Origin of the sequence: Clostridium sp., assembly GCF_050717515.1 — a bacterium.
Classification (GTDB): Bacteria; Bacillota; Clostridia; order Clostridiales; family Clostridiaceae; genus Clostridium_AD.
Window position 1 is genome coordinate 78,795 of sequence record NZ_JBOITL010000027.1, and the last position, 18,970, is coordinate 97,764.

Annotated in this window: 19 protein-coding genes; 9 read left to right on the plus strand and 10 right to left on the minus strand. The window is 33.2% G+C overall.

Translation table 11 applies throughout. The features are described from left to right. Nucleotides 1–157: 157 nt before the first annotated feature. Complete coding sequence (gene lexA / locus ACREV6_RS13250; protein ID WP_431578508.1) at nucleotides 158–766, plus strand: transcriptional repressor LexA; 609 nt, start codon at nucleotides 158–160, stop codon at nucleotides 764–766. Nucleotides 767–918: 152 nt separating this feature from the next. On the opposite strand, the gene ACREV6_RS13255 is transcribed toward lexA, so the two are convergent. The 7 genes from ACREV6_RS13255 to ACREV6_RS13285 form a co-directional block, all read right to left on the minus strand. Then, nucleotides 919–2,199, minus strand: a complete 1,281-nt coding sequence (locus ACREV6_RS13255) for a methionine gamma-lyase family protein (RefSeq protein ID WP_431578509.1) — start codon at nucleotides 2,197–2,199, stop codon at nucleotides 919–921. Nucleotides 2,200–2,373: 174 nt separating this feature from the next. Further along, the gene (locus ACREV6_RS13260; RefSeq protein WP_431578510.1) at nucleotides 2,374–2,862 is read right to left on the minus strand and encodes a GNAT family N-acetyltransferase; all 489 of its coding nucleotides are present in this window, start codon (nucleotides 2,860–2,862) and stop codon (nucleotides 2,374–2,376) included. Nucleotides 2,863–3,091: 229 nt separating this feature from the next. Beyond that, nucleotides 3,092–3,505: a phosphotransferase gene (locus ACREV6_RS13265; protein ID WP_431578511.1), complete on the minus strand. Its 414-nt coding sequence runs from the start codon at nucleotides 3,503–3,505 to the stop codon at nucleotides 3,092–3,094. Further along, nucleotides 3,498–4,184, minus strand: a complete 687-nt coding sequence (locus ACREV6_RS13270; protein ID WP_431578512.1) for a class I SAM-dependent methyltransferase — start codon at nucleotides 4,182–4,184, stop codon at nucleotides 3,498–3,500. Before ACREV6_RS13270 ends, ACREV6_RS13265 begins: the two co-directional genes overlap by 8 nt. 69 nt (nucleotides 4,185–4,253) lie before the next feature. Beyond that, entirely contained in the window at nucleotides 4,254–4,712 is a 459-nt protein-coding gene (locus tag ACREV6_RS13275) for an NUDIX domain-containing protein (RefSeq protein WP_431578513.1), read from the minus strand. Nucleotides 4,713–4,773: 61 nt separating this feature from the next. Beyond that, complete coding sequence (locus ACREV6_RS13280) at nucleotides 4,774–5,568, minus strand: NAD-dependent epimerase/dehydratase family protein (protein WP_431578514.1); 795 nt, start codon at nucleotides 5,566–5,568, stop codon at nucleotides 4,774–4,776. 165 nt (nucleotides 5,569–5,733) lie between these two features. Next, nucleotides 5,734–6,261 carry a GNAT family N-acetyltransferase gene (locus ACREV6_RS13285; RefSeq protein WP_431578515.1) on the minus strand — a complete coding sequence of 176 codons (528 nt, stop codon included), beginning with the start codon at nucleotides 6,259–6,261 and terminating at the stop codon, nucleotides 5,734–5,736. Nucleotides 6,262–6,907: 646 nt separating this feature from the next. Here ACREV6_RS13285 and ACREV6_RS13290 point away from each other — a divergent pair. From ACREV6_RS13290 to ACREV6_RS13325, 8 genes are read left to right on the plus strand one after another with little or no spacing between them, the layout of a single operon-like run. After that, on the plus strand, nucleotides 6,908–7,492 hold the full coding sequence (locus ACREV6_RS13290; protein WP_431578516.1) for a TetR/AcrR family transcriptional regulator: 585 nt from the start codon (nucleotides 6,908–6,910) through the stop codon (nucleotides 7,490–7,492). Between the two features lie 50 nt (nucleotides 7,493–7,542). Further along, nucleotides 7,543–9,816, plus strand: coding sequence for an oxidoreductase (locus ACREV6_RS13295; protein ID WP_431578517.1), 2,274 nt, complete (start codon nucleotides 7,543–7,545; stop codon nucleotides 9,814–9,816). A 41-nt stretch (nucleotides 9,817–9,857) separates the two neighbouring features. Further along, entirely contained in the window at nucleotides 9,858–10,622 is a 765-nt protein-coding gene (locus ACREV6_RS13300) for an ATP-binding protein (protein ID WP_431578518.1), read from the plus strand. A gap of 11 nt (nucleotides 10,623–10,633) precedes the next feature. Beyond that, nucleotides 10,634–11,839: a 2-hydroxyacyl-CoA dehydratase family protein gene (locus ACREV6_RS13305; protein WP_431578519.1), complete on the plus strand. Its 1,206-nt coding sequence runs from the start codon at nucleotides 10,634–10,636 to the stop codon at nucleotides 11,837–11,839. Further along, a complete protein-coding gene (locus tag ACREV6_RS13310) occupies nucleotides 11,832–13,355 on the plus strand; it encodes a 2-hydroxyacyl-CoA dehydratase family protein (RefSeq protein ID WP_431578520.1) in 1,524 nt (507 codons plus the stop codon). Before ACREV6_RS13305 ends, ACREV6_RS13310 begins: the two co-directional genes overlap by 8 nt. Before the next feature lie 14 nt (nucleotides 13,356–13,369). Next, nucleotides 13,370–14,170 carry an acyl-CoA dehydratase activase gene (locus ACREV6_RS13315; RefSeq protein ID WP_431578521.1) on the plus strand — a complete coding sequence of 267 codons (801 nt, stop codon included), beginning with the start codon at nucleotides 13,370–13,372 and terminating at the stop codon, nucleotides 14,168–14,170. Between the two features lies 1 nt (nucleotide 14,171). Next, on the plus strand, nucleotides 14,172–14,327 hold the full coding sequence (locus ACREV6_RS13320; protein WP_431578522.1) for a hypothetical protein: 156 nt from the start codon (nucleotides 14,172–14,174) through the stop codon (nucleotides 14,325–14,327). Further along, on the plus strand, nucleotides 14,327–15,046 hold the full coding sequence (locus tag ACREV6_RS13325; protein WP_431578523.1) for a hypothetical protein: 720 nt from the start codon (nucleotides 14,327–14,329) through the stop codon (nucleotides 15,044–15,046). Before ACREV6_RS13320 ends, ACREV6_RS13325 begins: the two co-directional genes overlap by 1 nt. 149 nt (nucleotides 15,047–15,195) lie before the next feature. On the opposite strand, the gene ACREV6_RS13330 is transcribed toward ACREV6_RS13325, so the two are convergent. From ACREV6_RS13330 to ACREV6_RS13340, 3 genes are all read right to left on the minus strand, one after another. Further along, nucleotides 15,196–16,086, minus strand: coding sequence for a carbon-nitrogen hydrolase family protein (locus tag ACREV6_RS13330; RefSeq protein ID WP_431578524.1), 891 nt, complete (start codon nucleotides 16,084–16,086; stop codon nucleotides 15,196–15,198). A 119-nt stretch (nucleotides 16,087–16,205) separates the two neighbouring features. Next, complete coding sequence (locus ACREV6_RS13335) at nucleotides 16,206–16,835, minus strand: class I SAM-dependent methyltransferase (protein ID WP_431578525.1); 630 nt, start codon at nucleotides 16,833–16,835, stop codon at nucleotides 16,206–16,208. Between the two features lie 141 nt (nucleotides 16,836–16,976). Next, on the minus strand, nucleotides 16,977–18,860 hold the full coding sequence (locus ACREV6_RS13340) for a MutS family DNA mismatch repair protein (protein WP_431578526.1): 1,884 nt from the start codon (nucleotides 18,858–18,860) through the stop codon (nucleotides 16,977–16,979). Nucleotides 18,861–18,970 lie beyond the last annotated feature (110 nt).

Sequence of the window (18,970 nt, forward strand, 5' to 3'; positions counted from 1 at the left end):
CCGCTTTTATACATTCAATTCTGTATATTTTAATTTTATTCCAACATTTAGAAAATGCCAATTTTAAACTCTAAAGTATCTTGCCTAAAAGCCGAACATAGGTTTGATTGTTTTACATATATATGGTATAATTTTAATACGAATGAGAGGTGTTTTTATGTTAACTCAAAAAAAAGATAAACAAAGCGAAATATATAACTACATAAAAGATCAAGTTCAATTAAAAGGATATCCACCTTCAGTAAGAGAAATATGTGAGGCAGTAGGCTTAAAATCGACCTCAACTGTTCATGGCCACTTAGAACGATTAGAGAAAAAAGGGTATATTCGTAGGGACCCCACCAAACCTCGCGCGATTGAATTATTAAAGGATAGTGTCACAAGAAAAGAATTAATAGATATCCCTATTATAGGAAAAATTACAGCTGGAATACCAATACTTGCGGTTGAAAACATTGAAGACACTTTTACTATTCCATTAAATTTTACTAAAACCAATAATGAATTGTTTATGCTTAAAGTTTCTGGTAGCAGTATGATTGAAGCAGGAATATTAGATGGAGACCTAGCTATAATTGAGAAAATCAATACCTCTAAAAATGGCGACATAGTGGTAGCTCTTATTGATAATGAAGCAACTATAAAAAGATTTTTCAAGGAAAAAGGTCATATAAGACTTCAACCTGAAAATTCAACTATGTCCCCTATCATAGTTGATGACTGTGCAATCTTGGGAGTACTTGTTGGTATTTACAGAAAGTATTAAATCAGCATCTGAAGTGTTGCAATATTATTCTGTATATAGCAAAAACCTGCAAATGATGTAATCATTGCAGGTTTTTGTTATTCCCATGCTAGTTTAACTAACAAAAGTATTTAACAGGCAAAGTGAAGCTAGTTTAATATATGAGCTTGATTTTAAATTACTCTTGAAAGCGCTATTAGTATTCCAATCTTAGCATGATCAAAGGTTAATCCACCCTGTAAATATGCTATATAAGGCTCTCTAATTGGTGCATCTGCAGATAACTCTATAGATGATCCCTGAATAAATGCACCTGCTGCCATTATAACCTTATCTGCATACCCTGGCATATCCCAAGGTTCACATTGAGCAAAGGAATCAATTGGAGACCCCTCTTGTATACCCCTACAGAAATTAATCAACTTTTCCTTATTATTAAATTTTATAGCTTGAATTATATCGCTTCTTTTATCCGTATATTTAGGAAGAACTTCAAATCCTGCAAGTTCCATAATTCTCGCACAAAATATAGCGCCCTTCAATGCTTCCATAGCTACATGAGGTGCTAAGAATAACCCTTGAAATAAAGTACGCATAACTCCAAAGGTCGAACCACACTCCCCTCCTATTCCAGGAGTTGTTAATCTATAAGAAGCTTGCACTACATATTCTTCTTTACCTGCAATATAACCACCTGTAGGTGCTATACCTCCACCAATATTTTTTATAAGTGAACCAGCAACTAAGTCTGCACCAACATCTGTAGGTTCCTGAACATCAATAAATTCGCCATAACAATTATCTACAAAACAAATCACTTTTGGATTTATAGCTTTTGCAGCTTTTATAATCTCTTCTATTTCACAAATTAATAGTGCTTTTCTCCATCCATATCCAGTAGATCTTTGAATATGAATTAGCTTAATTGACTTGTCTTCTAGTAGATTCTTTTTCATTAGGGCAATATCAACTTTAGAGTTATTGTTTAATTCCAATTGCTTATATTTCACACCATAATCTTTTAACGAACCTATATCTTCCGTAACATTTATACCTATTATATTAAGAAGTGTATCGTATGGTGTTCCGCATACAGACATCATGGTATCATCAGGTCTTAAATTACCAAATAAGGCGGCTCCAATTGCATGTGTTCCATTTACGAAATGTGGTCTAACTAGTGCACTCTCACAATTGAAAATTCTTGCATATACCTTATCTAATGAATCGCGTCCAATATCCCCATAACCATATCCAGAGGAATTCGTAAAATGAGCGTCGCTAATTCTTTCATCTTGCAATGCTGTCAAAACCTTAAGTTGATTAAACTCTCTTATTTCATCAAGAATTTCAAACTCCTTTTGAACATCTTGTATTGCTATATCATAGAGTTCTAGGGTTTTTGAGCTTATTTTATACTTGTTTTGAAGGTATGTTTTTGTTATATCTATCATGATTCCAGGTCCCCTTTTGTCATTAATTTATTATATATGTATTTAAAATTACACCTAAAGCAGCCTAAATAAAATGGACTAATAGCCTACCTAGTTATTTAAACTGCCTTAGTAATAATAACATATATAATACTAATGGAGAACAGTTTTATATGAAAATCAAAGTAGAAAGGTCTAAATCACTAAAATCATATCATACCATTTTGCTCCACCATGTACTGATTCTGATATACCTTTGTCTACGTATCCAAACTTTTTATAATAATGAATAAGTTCCTCTTTACAAGTTAGAATAACACCTTTGCGACCTGCTCCTCTTGATACTTCTATCATATAATTCATTAACTGAGCTGCAATTCCCTGTTTACGATAACTGGGTATCACATCAAGCCCAAAAATAGTCTGATAATCCCCATGTTTAATATGTTGCGTAGAATCTTTAAAGAGGTCATCATAAATAACAGTTCCATTGATAACGCAACCATTGATGAAACCAATTATTTCCCCCTCTATTTCTGCTACAAAAAAGCTTTCTGGGAATGTCTTAATACGCTGTTCTAATGATGCTTTCGTAGCTGCTTCTGCCTCTGGAAAACAATTTACTTCTACCTGAGTCACTGCATCTAAATCTTTTACGGATGCTCGTCTAATTTTAATATCCATTATACGCTTCCTTTCATTTATATCTGTATGTTCATGTGAGAGTTTTAATTATTTGCCTATAATTTAAGCTCCATAACAATTTTCATTTATCACATAAACATTTTTACCATACTTCCATCAAATTCATCTAAATCACTAATACCATCCATATCTTCACAATATTGTTGATGTGTCTTATTTTACAAATTAGACCTATACCAATAAATTTCCATTAGCCTTTTTCTGTTTTTTAAAGTAAGTAATAGCCTAATGGAATAGAGCAAACATCAATTTTATGTATTTTATGAAGAGCTTCAGCACTTACTTTTATGATTTCTTCTTTACTAAATTGATCAGTTATTTTATGAGCACTAATACCAGGAACATTAGAAAGTAACATATAGGATTTATACATTTCTTTTTTAAAGAATATTACTTTTGGTACATTCAATTTATGGGAAGATAACCAGTTCAGCACTTCAAATTCATTGAATATATCGTTTTGCATAGTCTTCGTATCACTTATTTTTAAATATAGAAGTTTACTGTTTTTGTTTGATAATTTGAAGATCTTATCTCCGCTTCTTCCTTCTATGACTTCTACTATTTTAAATTGATAAATAATTTCTTGTAATTCTAAAGGAATGCTATCAAAATTATTCATTAACAATATTTTCCCAGATAACATTCATTTGGTGACCATTTCTGGCAATACTACATCCTGGCAAATAAGTGGTAAATATTTTTTTGAATTTCTGTTCTGATAAATACCTATCCGAAGCTAAATGCTTTAGCCAATCCTTTGAAATATTAAATTTAAATATTCTAAATCCAATCTTTACACCAAACATTTTACAATTTAGTATAAGGCTTGCAAATGCTTCTATAATACTAAATATTGTTGGTTCTTTTTCAAAGTTAGATATAACATCTACAATTACAATTTTACCGCCAGGGTTAACCATATCCTTAATTTTTGTGAGTAATAATGGAATATTATTTATATGATGAAATGTTGTCCGACTTGTTATCAAATCAAACTTTTTATATAACTTCAACTCATTAGCATTCATATTTATATATTTGATATTTGGTGATTGTCTTTTACTCGAAGCAATATGTAGCATTTCTTCTGATATATCAATACCTATTACTTTATCGTAATACTTTGACAACTTATATGCCAAAATTCCCGAACCACAACCTATATCCAATGCTGAACCTTTGCTATCTGACATTTCTAAAACGAAAAATTTACTATTATCAAATAATGATTCCATAAAATCATATTCTTCTGCTATCTTATTAAATTCCATTTTAGTTTTGTTTATCGAATTATTCATATTTGTTTCCCCTTAATAAACTTATATTTGTTATTTAATTCTATTAGCAATGATCTCTCTTCTGCACTATTATCTGAAAAACTCGTTAATTATGTGTCTTTGTGTTTCAGCAATATTTAATTGATTTAGCTCTTCGTAACTAAAATACTTCAATTGCTCAGATTCTTCACTGCATATTAACTTATGATTCTCTGTTAAATTCACTAGATAAACAGCAGATATTATTCTGACAATATTTCCATCTGGATAGGATCCTATTCGTGATGGGTCTGAGCAAATTTTCCAAAAGCATAAGGACTCTTCTGATACCCTAAGTCCTGTTTCTTCATTAATCTCTCTAATTATACCTTGTTCTAAACTTTCATCTATCTTTAATCCCCCACCTATTAGTCCCCATAGATTGCTATCTGCTCTTTTTTCTAATAAGATTTTGTCATTATACTTAATAATGGCACAAGTGCCTATATGGTTTGGTTTATTAGGTGTTGGAGCATTTTCATTCTTATAATAAAATTTTGCTTCAGTCATATCATTTGCATCTCCTTTTATTTTTAAAATTATAAGTTAAACACGCAATAAAATACAATTGTTATATATCTCTTACTAAAGTATTGAGTAAAAGTTTTCTTTTGTCGTTACTTATATTATGATATACCTCATCTTGCTTATAATCAGATATTATAAAACTGTTATCAATATCCATTAATCTTGCTAAATGTATGTTGAAATCATAATGACTTACTGGCCTTTCTCCTGATACATTTATTATTCCTGTAAAATCGCTATATGCAAGTTCAATTATAGCATCTGCTAGATCGCATACATTAACAAAACTAGCATACATATTTGCTGTTCTTGAACATCTTTTACCTGTTTTTGAAATTTCAAGTAGTCCTTTCATCCTAGAATCCATTTTGCCATCATGATCATAACCATATATACTTCCTGGTCTTAGAATTACATGATTAGAGTGCTTTTTAACTATACTCTCCCCTGCTATTTTACCGTTAATATATTTTGAAAAGTATTCATCAGGCATACGTTTATGAGGAATTATATTTTCAGCCTGCTGCTTTCCTTTTCCAACTGTAGTGGAAACATAAATTAAGCGTACATCTTCAGAAATACCATTAACTATCTCATTTATACCTATTTGTGATAAGGCCATTTCTTTTTCTACATCATAAATGCTCCAAATAATGATATCTGGTTTAAATGAAAGTAATCTCTTTATATCTAACTTATTCAATACATTAATTTGTAAAAGTTCCTGATTACTCGACTTACAGCAAGTTCCATAAATATCATCCTTACTACATTCCTTGAGTTTCTTATATATTGTATTTCCTAAATATCCACTTGCTCCTATAATCAATAATTTCAATCTTCTTCCCTCCATAAATACCTAATTAATGAATGATGTGAATTTACTTCTCCCGAAAATTAGTGTTTTTTTTAATCCTTGTAACTTTTATAATAAAATTAGAATCTTTTAATGTCTTTATTAAGTATTCGTATATGTTTCAACAAGTTTTTGATGCTCATTATCTCATAGTAATTTTTCATATAGCCTAAACCAGTTCAACCCGTAGTTTCCAAGTCCCAAGTCTACTGTGTCAATATATTTAAAACCACATTTTTCATACAGCCTAATGGCAGGTATATTACCTTCGTAAACATCCAACCTAATTGATTTAACTTGTGATTTACTACTCTGTTCAATAGAAAAGTCCATTAATGCTTTGCCTACACCGCATTTCAGAAAATTTGGATGCACTACAAATGTATATACGACAAAAACATTTGAATAGTCCGACTCAAATCCCCATTTAGCTTTATAATATGCTGGTTCAGGTTCATGTCTTAAAATAACAGAACCAACAATTTTTCCATTATATTTTGATACATAGAGATTGCCATGTTTAACCCCATCAATTGCATTTTGCCGAACGGGATATATATCTTTTTTCCAGCCAGGATAGTTTACTCCTTTTGCCAAATGATCATTCAAATCGTTATAAAGCTGTTCTAATTCATCAATATCATTTGCTTTTCCTAATTCAAAAGTGATATCCATATTTATCTCCCTCCAATCAATATAATCTAAAATTTCTTTTCGGCTCACAAAGATAGATTTGTAATGAAATTTTTATTCCTAATAGACGGACATGTTTTCTCCACGCTTTTATTGCATCAACTCCAATTTTGTAGAATACATTAATACCTTTAACAATTGCAACCGCTTCTAATAACTCTTCCATAGCTAAATTTATCTTTGTATAATCTCATTATACTATAATATTTAACATTTAATCTTTATTTTACCTATAATATCCCTTTTATTTTTGTTCACTATCTACACTAACAACCCTACTCGTATTTCTTGAATTTATAGAAACTAGAATACTGTTGTGACACAACTGTAAATGTAGATTATGCTCATTTATATGGTTTTCATAGCTTGCGCTAATCCTTTATGGATTTGGGTTCGGTGATCTATAAAATTCCCATGTATCTGATGTTAAAATTAGACTTGATCTACAGCTCACCTTCAAACCTTTTTACGTATATATTCGCACGTAGCAAGATTGTACATAAATTACAAATATTTATTTGAAATACATATTGTTATAAATTTGACAATGTGTTATGTTATACATAGTTGGTTCGGTGAACAAGTTCTGTTAAATTGTGTATCTGAATAATAAGAGGAGGATGTTTTTTTGAATAATAGACAATTACAAGCAAAGGCAACAAAAGAACATATCATGGGAATAGCAAAAATATTAAGCCAAAAGTATAGTTATGATGAACTGAGTGTCGATTTAATTTGTAAAAAGGCAGGAGTATCTACAGGGGCTTTTTATCATCACTTTAAAAGTAAGCAAGGTCTTATTATAGAGGGATATGGAGAATGTGATAATTTTTTCAGAGAAAACATCATCGGTAAATTGGAAAGCAAAGATCCACTTGAAAGAATATTAGAATATATTGATTGTCAAATGAAGTATGCTATTGAAATTGGTATTGATTTGATGATCGAAGTTTATAAGACTCAGATTACAGAGGGTTCAAATTTCTTTTTACAGTCTTCACGTGGTTTACCTCAAGGGTTGCAGGCGCTAGTTGAGGAGGCGCAAGAGATTGGAATTATAACAAAATCTCAAAGTTCTGAAAGCATCGCATCAGAGCTACTGTTAATCGCCCGTGGTGTCATTTATAATTGGTGTCAAAACAATGGGGTTTATGAATTAAGACCTTATTGTCATAACATAATTATAAATCACATACATTGCTTCAAGGTGTAATCGTTTAATAGAGAATTAATAAAAACACAATACTATAAGGGGTGGGTGCATTGAAAAAAGACAAAGAAGTTCAGGAGTTAGTTGATAGTTATGGAAATTGGGTACAGAGGGAGTGCGAAAATAAAGCAGGTGGAACTGCTCGTATGACAAAGGATATGTATCCCTTTAATACACTATTTTCTCCTATAAAAGTGAACAATATCACTATAAAAAACCGTATTGTAATGGGTCCAATGGGAAACGTAAATATGTGTGAGGAAACAGGCAGACCGAATAACAAGATGCTTCAATATTTCTTTGCTCGTGCAAAGGGTGGTACAGGTTTACTTACTACCGGGTTAATCCCAGTTAGTCATGGCATTGATAATAGTATAACAGAAACGGGTAAACTTACTATGTTCCCACGCATCGACCGTTCTCGTACAGTGCTTTCAGGTTGGCGTGACCTTTCGCAAGGTGTTCATGCCTATGGAAGTAAAATTTTTGTTCAGCTTACTCCAGGGCTGGGTCGTGTTGGCCCTCCTACTTGTTTAGTAAATGCGAAGAAATTTCCAGTGTCAGCATCTTTTAATCCTAACTTTTATATACCTCAAATTCCCTGTATGAGACTTTCTGGATTAAAACTTAAGAAGATTATTAAAAACTGTGGTCAGGCAACTGCCGACGCCAAAGAATGTGGACTTGATGGGGTATATCTTCATGGACATGAGGGATATCTTTTAGAACAGCTTACAAACCCTGCATTTAATCGTCGCAAGCTCGGAAGGTATTCCGACTGGCAATGTTTTGGTATTGATATTGTAAATGAAATGCGAAAAAGAGTTGGTCCTAATTACCCTATTATGTATCGTATTGATCTTTCTCTTGCACTTAATGAAACATATGGCGATGAAATGAATAAGGTAAGTTCCCTAAAGAAATTCAAAAACGGACGAACAATAGCAGATACACTTAACTATATGGAAAATTTGGTTAAAGCTGGCGTAGATATGTTTGACGTGGACCTTGGTTGTTACGATAACTGGTGGCTTCCACATCCTCCTGCTGGTATGCCAGCTGGTTGCTTTCTTGATATTTCACGTATTGTTAAAGAGCATTTTAAAGCAAAACAAATTAAATCTAATGTTGGGGTAGAAGTACCAGTTGTAGCTGTTGGCAAACTTGGATACCCTGATATTGCTGAAAAAGCACTTAGAAATGGTGATTGCGATATGGTTATGTTGGCACGCCCATTACTTGCTGACCCTGAATGGTGCAATAAAGCTTATGCCGGTGAGACTTCCCGAATTATTCCTTGTATTGGCTGTCAAGAAGGCTGCATTAATGAGTTTGTTGAAGGCGGTCACCCACAATGTGCAGTCAACCCACGCACAGGTTTTGAAGATATAATGCCTGAAATTCCTGTAACGCCAGAAAAAATTAAAAATATTTGCGTTGTAGGTGCGGGACCTACTGGTGTTGTATTCGCAATAACAGCGGCAAAACGTGGTCACAATGTTGAGCTAGTTGAAAAAAGCAATAAAATAGGCGGTAAGGTTTGTCCTGGTAGTGTACCAAAAATAAAATACGATTTTGAAAACTACCTAAAATATCTCCAAAATGAAATTGAGGTTGCCAAAGAAATGCCTAACTTTAAAATTAGGCTTAACACAGAGGTTACTCCAGAATGGCTAAAGTCGCAAAAATATGACTCTGTGGTTTTTGCTTATGGAACACAAAATATTACACCAAGGATTCCAGGCATTGAAAAAATTAAAACTGTACAAGCAACCGATTTATTATTTAACCCTAAGCTTATGGGTGATGCTAAAAAAATTATTGTTGTAGGAGGTGGCGTTGTTGGTTGTGAAACAGCTTTTTGGCTTAAATATGAGCATGGCCGTGATGTAAAAGTTGTTGAGATGCTTCCAAACTTTATGCAAGGTGTATGTACTGCAAACCGTGGACATTTAATTTACTATTTAAACAAAGAAAATGTTGAACTTATCAACTGTGCTAGAGTTGTTTCACTAGGCAAAGGCAAAGTTAATTTAAGCAAAAATATTTCAAAAGGCGTTCCAAATCCATATAACACTTGGCAGCCTCTTTTACCTACAAATATTCCTAATCCTCTAGCTAAGAAGATTGGCAAAGAAACCGTTGACCAAACTCTTGAAGCAGACCTTGTTGTTTTAGCTATGGGTGGACGTGCAGATGAAACTATTTTCTTTGAATCGCAAAAAGAGCACGTAGCATCTGAATTATATAACATTGGTGACAGCTATCATGCAGGACGGGTGCTTGAGGCAACTCGCGCAGCTTATAATTTAGCAACCCGCATATAAAATTCTATATTAAGATGCAACTAATTTAAGGGGGAAAAATCATGGAAAATAAATCAAAAATCATTGCTGTAGCAGGAAAGGGAGGTGTTGGAAAAACTTCAATATCAGCTTCTATAGTGAAAATATTGGTGGCAGCTTATCCCGATGCTCGCATATTAGCTATTGATGCAGACCCAGCAGTAGGACTTTCTACCGCGCTAGGCATAGAGCCTGAACATACAATTGATGATATCCGTAAGTCTATTATCGAAAATGTTGAGGAGGGAAATACTAAAGATGCAATTGAACTTTTAGGAGATGCACGTTTTAAAATTTTTGACACTATTGTTGAAAAAGATGGTTTTGCTTTTTTAGCAATAGGTCGACCTGAATCAACAGGTTGTTATTGCAAAATCAATTCCTACCTTAAAGAAGTTATTAGCATTCTTTCTCAGGAGTTTGATTATGTTGTTATCGATGGTGAGGCTGGTATTGAGCAGGTTAACCGTAGAGTTATGGAGAAAGTAAGCCATTTAATTTTAATTACAGATCCAAGTAAAAAGGGTACTCAAGTAGTTCAAACTATAAAAAAGGTTGCTTCCGACCTAGTTATGTATGATGAGGTTGGCGTTATCGTTAATCGTATTGGTGATTTATCCTTAAAGCAGTACATTGATACAGGTGATATTCCTGTGCTTTCATACATCCAGGATGATAAAAATCTTGCATCCTTTGATGTTCAAGGTAAAAGCGTTTTTAATCTTCCAAATAATTCCAAGATAGTCCTTGGGGCTAAAGAGGCTCTTGAAAAACTAAATATATTATAAAGGAGAATAAAGTGAAAGACTTAAAATATTTATATTACTTTGAAGGCTTATTAGATGATGCGAACAATACTTTGGCAAGACAAGCTTCGCAAGAAGGAAAACTAACAATTGGATATACATGTTTTCATATGCCTGAGGTGCTTTTGAATGTTGATAATTGTGTTTCTCTACGTATGCGAGCACCTAAGACAGGCTCCTTGGATATTGCAACCTACTATATGTCAAACTACACATGCGAGTATTGCAGAGCGCTTTTAGAACGTGCAATTGAGGGAGGCTATAACTTCCTTGATGTTATTGCAGGCGTTGATGCCTGTGCTCAAATGAACCGTACAATGGAAAATATTGAAGTGCAAAAATTGATTGAGAAAAAGAACTTTTTTATCTCACATATTGACGTCCCCTACAAGGTTGACGAAAAATCCACTGCTCATTATGTTAAACAGCTTAAAATTAAAGTGCTAAATCCTTTAAAGGAAAAATTCGGTGTTGATACATCAGATGAATCACTAAAAAAAGCTCTTAAACTTCACAATGAGATTTGCCGCATTATTACCGAGATAGGCGAATTTAGAATGGAGGATAACCCTCGTATAACTGGCTATGAGTTCCATATCCTGAATTTGATTACCTACTGTTGTCCAAAATATCTTATTGTAGATAAGCTTCTTGATACACTTGAAGAAATTAAAACAAGAGAGCCAAACAGTACAAAGAATTTCCGTGCAAGGGTGGTACTAGTAGGAAGCGAAATTGATGACCCCGACCTTACTCGACTTATTGAGGATTCTGGTGCACTTATCGTTGCAGATAGGTTTTGCTTTGGTTCTTTCCCAGGAAGACAAGAAATTCTCCTTACAGAGGACGCCGATGTACTTACATCAATTTGTAGGAAATACCTTGAGCAAAGTCAATGTCCACGATATATGAGCAGAGATAAAATTACTCAAAGACGTGAGAAGGTTGATGAGTACGCAAGAAAATTTAAGGCTGATGGTATCATTTATGAGCAAATCAAATTTTGTGACTACTGGGGTTACGAACGTGCACTTGCAAGCCATGTGATGAATACAGAATATGGCTATCCAGTGTTGTCCCTTGATCGTCCCTACATGTCAAGAACCTCTGGACAGCTTCGAACAAGAATTCAGGCATTTGTTGAAAGCCTTGAAGTGAAGATTCTTCAAAAGGAAAAGGAGGCGCAGCACAATGACTAAAATCGGAAAATTATATACTGGACAAATGTATTTAAAACGCCGTGAATGGCGTGGATTTAAAGATACAATGTATGATTTTTGGCGTTGGCTTATAACTTGGAAGGATTTGACCCGCTTCGTCCTTCGTTCGCCAATCAGAATTACCAAGGCTATCTTTACTTATAGGTGGATGTCATCATATCTTACAACCCCTGCATTTATTGATAGGCACTCAATGGGCCTTAGAGGTACAGCCCTCCGTATTAACCATTTGCACTTTAACACAGTGATTAAAAACACAACAGTAATTATTGCAAATATGTTCAAGGCAGATAAAAGATTTGGAGAAAATAGTCTTTCAGACAAAGTTGTTTTATTTGATGAAATGATGCCAATGCACCTTATGGCAGGCTTTCCAAACTTGCTTGGTATTCCATCGCAATTAGCGCCTGTTTTTCAGTGTTCGGTTATTGACCAGCAAAGCATGATTCCTTATCTTGATGCAATTGAAAACTATGGCCTGCCTGCAGATGTTTGTCCGCTTCCTGCCTGTGAAGCTGGTGTAGCTATTGTTGATGAGTACCCAATTATGGGAAAGTGCTATATTACAAGTAGTATGCCTTGCGATGGTTCTGTTATGGCAAGTTCTTTTCAAGACAGATATTTCAACCTTCCAACATTTCAACTATCACTTCCTGTTAGATACCTTGAAAAAGAGGTTGAAGAATATGCAGTGCAAGACCTTAAGGATTGTATCAAATTTATTGAGGATAACACAGGTGAGAAATTTGATTGGGATAACTACTTTAAATGTATGAAGCAATACAATAAAGAAGCAGAATATGAACTTGAAAAGTGGGAAATTAACAAAACAGCTTATCCACAAATAACAGGTGCAAATCTTGCTCTTTATAGAATGTACGCATTCCTTGTCCCAGGCAGTATGGATAAAAGGTTTTTAAAGGTTGACGAAAAAGTAAATAGACTTATGCTAAAAGGTTACAAAAACAAAGAAAAGTGCTCTGCAGAAATGCGACATCGGGCAATAGTATGGGCACCTCCTGCACACTATTATAGCAATTTCTCAAGTTGGGCTGAAAACTGTTGGGGAATAAATGTTTTGATTGATATGGAAAGTTTAGTTTCTACAAAATTTTTCAATACGCAGGACAAAGAAGAATCATTAAAGGATATAGCCCACACTTACGAGCGAATGACAATGAGAAGACATACCAACGGTGGGTATGCAAACGTTCTCGATGAATTGTGGCGAGTTTGTGCGGAATTCAATTCGGATATTGTTTTAATGTTTGCACATATTTCTTGCAAAACTATGGCTGGTCTTACTGGCCTATTTGAAGACCAAGCAAGGGAACGTGGTATTCACCTAATTTGGATTGACCACGATTTAATGGATCCTAGAACAGTTTCAAGAAAAGAAATGAGAAGCAAAGTTAATAGATATATGCAAACCGTATTCAAAGAAGAACCGCTTGACGCAACCTTGGTTGACTTCGATGATGAAAAAACTTGGTAAAGGGAGTGTTTATAATGAAAAAATATTTTGGTGGATGCGATGTAGGCTCTACTTATACAAAATCAGTTATTCTAGGTGAAAACGGAGAAATGGTTGCACACAGCATAATAAGAAGTAAAATGAATTCAGAAGAAAGTGCGAAAATAAGCCTTCAAGAGGCATTAGAACAAGCAAAACTTAATAGTCTTAGTGATTTAAGCTACTTAATTGGTACTGGATATGGCCGTAACAAGGTGCCACAAGCTAAAGAAAATATTTCAGAAATCAGCTGTCACGCTATGGGTGTTCATGTTACGAGCCCTGAGGTTAAATCGGTTATTGACATTGGTGGTCAAGATGTTAAGGGCATTTCTATTGATACAGATGGCACAGTTAAAACCTTTGCTATGAATGATAAATGTGCTGCTGGAACAGGTCGCTTTTTTGAAGCAATGGCAAATGCATTTGAACTAACATTGCCAGAGTTTTCAGAACTTTCCTTATCAGCGAAAAATGTTATTCCTATAACTGCACAATGTACAGTTTTTGCAGAGAGTGAGGTTATCACATTAGTGGGAGAAGGCAAACCACGTGATGAAATTGCTGCTGGAATACAGCTTGCTGTTGCAAAGCGTTGCTTTGTTATGGCAAAAAAATCTGGTGCTACGGGTAACATAACACTAACTGGTGGTTGCGCTAAAAACGCAGGCTTGAAAAAGGCTATTGAGCATGTTTTAAAGCTTAAGGTTATTGAACTTAAAATTGACCCACAACTTATGGGTGCATTAGGTGCAGCAGAATACGCACGTCAAAAAGGTTTAGCAAAGGAGAGGTAATATGAACTCATTATGGTTATTTTTAATTATTCCGGTAGCATTATTTATGCTTCTTTTTATAACATACTTTTTTAATCTTGATATGAAGTTAGTTGCTCATATATATTCCTCTTTAGGCAAAAGATTTGACAATATGAAAAAAGATACAAAATTATAATGGAATTGTACGAGAGTATTATTAAAAATACTATTGATTTGCTGTCACCATATGCGTATGCAAGCCTGGCAGTATCCGAGAAACCTGTTTGGAGCATAGGCAAGGCAAACGAACTCATTTTAAAAAAAGATTCGAAGTTTGAACTGGGCGGAAGTTATAAATCAGCAGTTAATTATCAATGCATAACCACCTCAGAAAAGCTTGTTCAAAAGGATGAAATTTTGTTATACGGTGAGGATTTGACTGAAATAAAAAATGATGTATCATTTGCCAGATTAGTTTTTCTTCATATAAATGAATTGGATGGTAATGAATCGACCTATAAAATAATTAAAGATTTAGAGTTTATTAAGTATAATATGAACTTAAAGGGTTATATGATGCGAGCTTCTACAATGGACAGGCGTGAGCAAGTCAGAGTTGCAAAAGGTGCAGTTGCGGGTGGTATTTCCTTTGAGAATATAGGTAATGCATTTATTAACAAATACAAACAAAACCCTTTAGTTAAAGCTGTTCGCATTATTTTTATTACTTCTGATATGCCAATATTTAAGCAACTTATGGAGAACGCGCGCAAAATTGATGAAATTACACTTACCCTCAATCATGTGTTAAGTAATATGAATTTTGATTGCCACAGTTGTAATTTAAAACCAATTTGCGACGAAGTAGAAGGAATGAGAGAATTGCATTTTAAAAGTTCTAAAGCAAATAGTTAGAATAGATATAAAAGCTACCGAATGTCTGTAAAAACATTCGGTAGCTTTTTTTGATTGACATTTCCAGTATATGTAAAGCAAAAATCAGGTCATAAGAATAATACATGATCTCTTGTTGAGATCTCACAACACACCTCTTTCTAGTCTATCTAGCGCTTAAATGGTTCTTTTATTTCATCGGTTAGTAATTCAGAATATGCTTTTACTTTACGGAATGTATTTCCCATCATTTCATGACTTCGATAATCTCTTAGTTTTTCCATATCATATTCTGCCATGAAAATATCCTCTGTTTCATCGTCTGCCATTACAACTGTATTATCAATAGGCACTCCATTTTTATCCCAAGTAATTGGACTGAAGGCACAGGAGCAGCCCGCATTCTTTCCCGGAGGATTTGCCATCACAACTCCAACCATATTTTCATATGCTCTGGTAGACAGCGCTTGAACTCGCGGAGGCATTGCTCCACAATCATTTGGAAGTAAAATCACTTCTGCCCCCTTTAACATAAGTATTCTTGCACTTTCAGGATACTCCCTATCATAGCATATCATTATTCCAATCTTTATATTCTCAAAATCGCACACCTTAAATTCATCTCCACATTCCAGCATTCGTTCATCAGCAAAATCACAAGTATGCACTTTGCTGTATTTCATAAGAATTTCTCCGTTTTTGCTTATTACAAAAGCAGAATTCTGTGGTCTATTTATTCCTTTGGTATATCCGGTAATAACAATCCCAATAGTTAGTTCTTTCGCAATGCTACAAAATGCTTTTATGTATTGGCTGCTTTCATCTATAGCCAAGTCATTCCACTCCTTGAACTGTGAAGTTTTCATGATTTCTTCAACTGCTAATGTTTCATCTATGCTTGGAAATTCATATCCTGTAATCCAACATTCAGGAAATAAAACAATATCAGCATCACGTTCTTTGGCTTTTTTGACGATACTTAACCCCTTTTCTGTATTCCATTTGCTGTCGTAAGGATCGCGGTTTTCCTGTACAATTGCAATCTTAAATATATCAGCCATATCCTTTCCTCCTTACAAAATAAAAATAATCTTTTTTAGACTTATCAGAATTCATTTTTCAAGCTTGTCATTATATATAAAATCACTAAGAAACAATAAGGTGAAGTTTACCTTAGAAGTTACTTTTTTCTCAAAATCATTTCCCTCTCACCAGTTTTCTTTGTATTAAAATATAATATTTCTTTACCTATAATCAGTTTTTTAATTTCTTCATTAATATAATATTTAAATATCATATCTTTTCTAATATCATCTAAGTATTTAAAACTTCCATCTTCTAATACTTCATGACTTATTTCAAGATCATCATCCTCAAGCCCATCAAATGAAAGATATATAAGTCCATTCTTCTTTGTTATTCTAAAAAGTTCATTTAATGCTTTAATTGCTTCCGTAGTCTTAAGATGGTCAATTACTGCATGTGCAATTGCTCCATCAAAGTATTCATCTTGGTATCTTATATCAGTTATACTACATACACAAAAATCCATAAACTTGAGACCAAAATAATTAAGCATATCCTTTGTGAGATTAACTGCTTCTTCTGAAATATCAAAACCACTAACTTTGAAATTATTTTTGCTCAAAATAACACTATACTTGCCAAATCCACATGCTGCATCACATATATGCGAAATATTATTTTGCTTAAAAATATCTATAAAGTTATAGTCAAAGTTTAGATTTATATATTTTTTATAATCATTAACTTCCACTCCTGTCCATACATTTTTCCAATAATTACTCATATTATTGTTTTCACCTACCCACTCAATTTTACCTTTATTTCTTTATAATCAAATGTAATACTAATTATCTCTACATCTCAACCCAACCCAACAAACTTTATACTTATAGTCCTTTTAAATTCAATATAATATAAAAAAATATTAATTCCACTCATTGCTTTCAGCTATTTCAATACCAGCTAACTTCATTAAGTACACAGCATTTCTTGTAGGTGAAACTCCGATTTTCAATTTATAATCAAAATGAATTTCATTCTCTCTATAATATTCGGAAAAATGATAGTTCTTAATTTTTGAATTTTTATGATTTTCCATTTCGCCCAGCTTTAAATCATGAGTAGATACAAATCCCAGATTCCCAGTTTTACTTAATTGTTTTACCAAAATCATAGCTCCAATGTGCCTATCTCTTGAATTGGTTCCTTTAAAAACTTCATCTAATAAAAAAAGTACTTGTTTTTCCTCTTTTGAAGCCTTAACGATATTTTTAATTTTTAATATTTCTGCATAAAAGGAAGATATATTTTGCCCTAGATTATCACTTACCCTCATACAACAATAAAGATCCATAATAGTACAATTGAACTGCTCTGCACATACCGGAGCTCCAGCATAGGCCAATACAATATTTATTGCAACAGTTCTCATAAATGTACTCTTCCCTGACATATTGGAACCTGTTATAAGCATAACTGGGTGTGCTTCTTCTACCTTTAGGTTATTACATACCCGTTTTTCTCCTAAAAGGGGATGTCCCATATTTTTAGCTATAATCTTTGATGGTCCCTTTTCAACCTTGGGCATACACCAATACGGATTATCGTATTGGATAACTGCAATACTACACAAAGCTTCTAATTCCCCTATTGTATTAATCCACTTTTCAAATTCATTCTCTGATTTTATCTTCCACCTTTCAATAGAAATAGTCCAGTGATATTCTATCATGAGAATGGGATTTAAAATAGGATATAGCGTATTACGCCTACTTGCTATCGCTTCACAAATTTTAGAAAAAACATCAATCTGTTTAGATGCACTTCGCCCCTCATTATCGTAAAGTTTTTCACATAAATTCACAATATACTCTGATTTAAATTTATGCTTTTCTATATGTCTAAGCATGTTTCTATATGTTTTTATGTTATCGTTATATTTCTCAGCAATAATTAAATTCTTCATTCTATCTTCTTTTTTTATCCTTAGAACAATGGATTGAATCATAATTAAAAAAATGGGTATATAATAAGGAATTAAATAAAATATTTTTGGTGCACTTCTATCAATATCAAATAAAGCAGCTAGCACATAGTCAATTATTCTAACTACCAAGGTTAAAGTAGTTATTGTTGTAACCATTGAAAAAATTCTTAATAACCAGATTACTTGCTTTTTTAATATATAGTTATTTCTTTCTTTTATCCATAAAAAAAGTTCTTTGGGATTCTCTTTGTTGCTGCAATTTATTTTCCCCTCTGCCTCAAGTCTTTGTCTAAAATATATCTTTTGCTCAAGTTCTTTAACTGCAGCTTGTCTATGGTATATGCTCTGTTCATTTTCAGGTTTTTCCGTGAGTATCTCTTTAAGCTTTTGTCTTCCAATGTAGGTATAGGCTACATTTATCCATTGGAATAAAGAACCCTTCCCAAAAATATCAAGATCATATGAATAATTATGATTTTCATCTATAAAATCTTCACCAGTATCTTGAAAGTGATTCCATTCTCCCTTAAATCGTTTTATGGAAGTTTCATTTATTTCATATAATGCAGCTGTATACTTTTTTCTATTTTCTATTCTTTTATGTAAATAGGCTAAATAACAAAATAAAATAATTGTACCTAAAACTATTAAAGCAAATAAGTAATACCTTCCAACTGTATACGTTCTTATTGAAATTATAAGCCCTAGAACAAAAATAACAAATCGAAAAGTGCTTATATTATCTATACGTTTTTGCTGCTTTTTAACCAATAGATTATAATGAGTTTTTCTCTTTTTATATTTTTTTAGTGCTAATATCAAATCCTGTTCCTCCTTTAGGGTTATTCTGTAGCGCCGCAATATGCTAATAAAAACGCCACAAACTTTTATTGTTTGCAACGTTAATATCTTTATTTCTATATTCACTAATG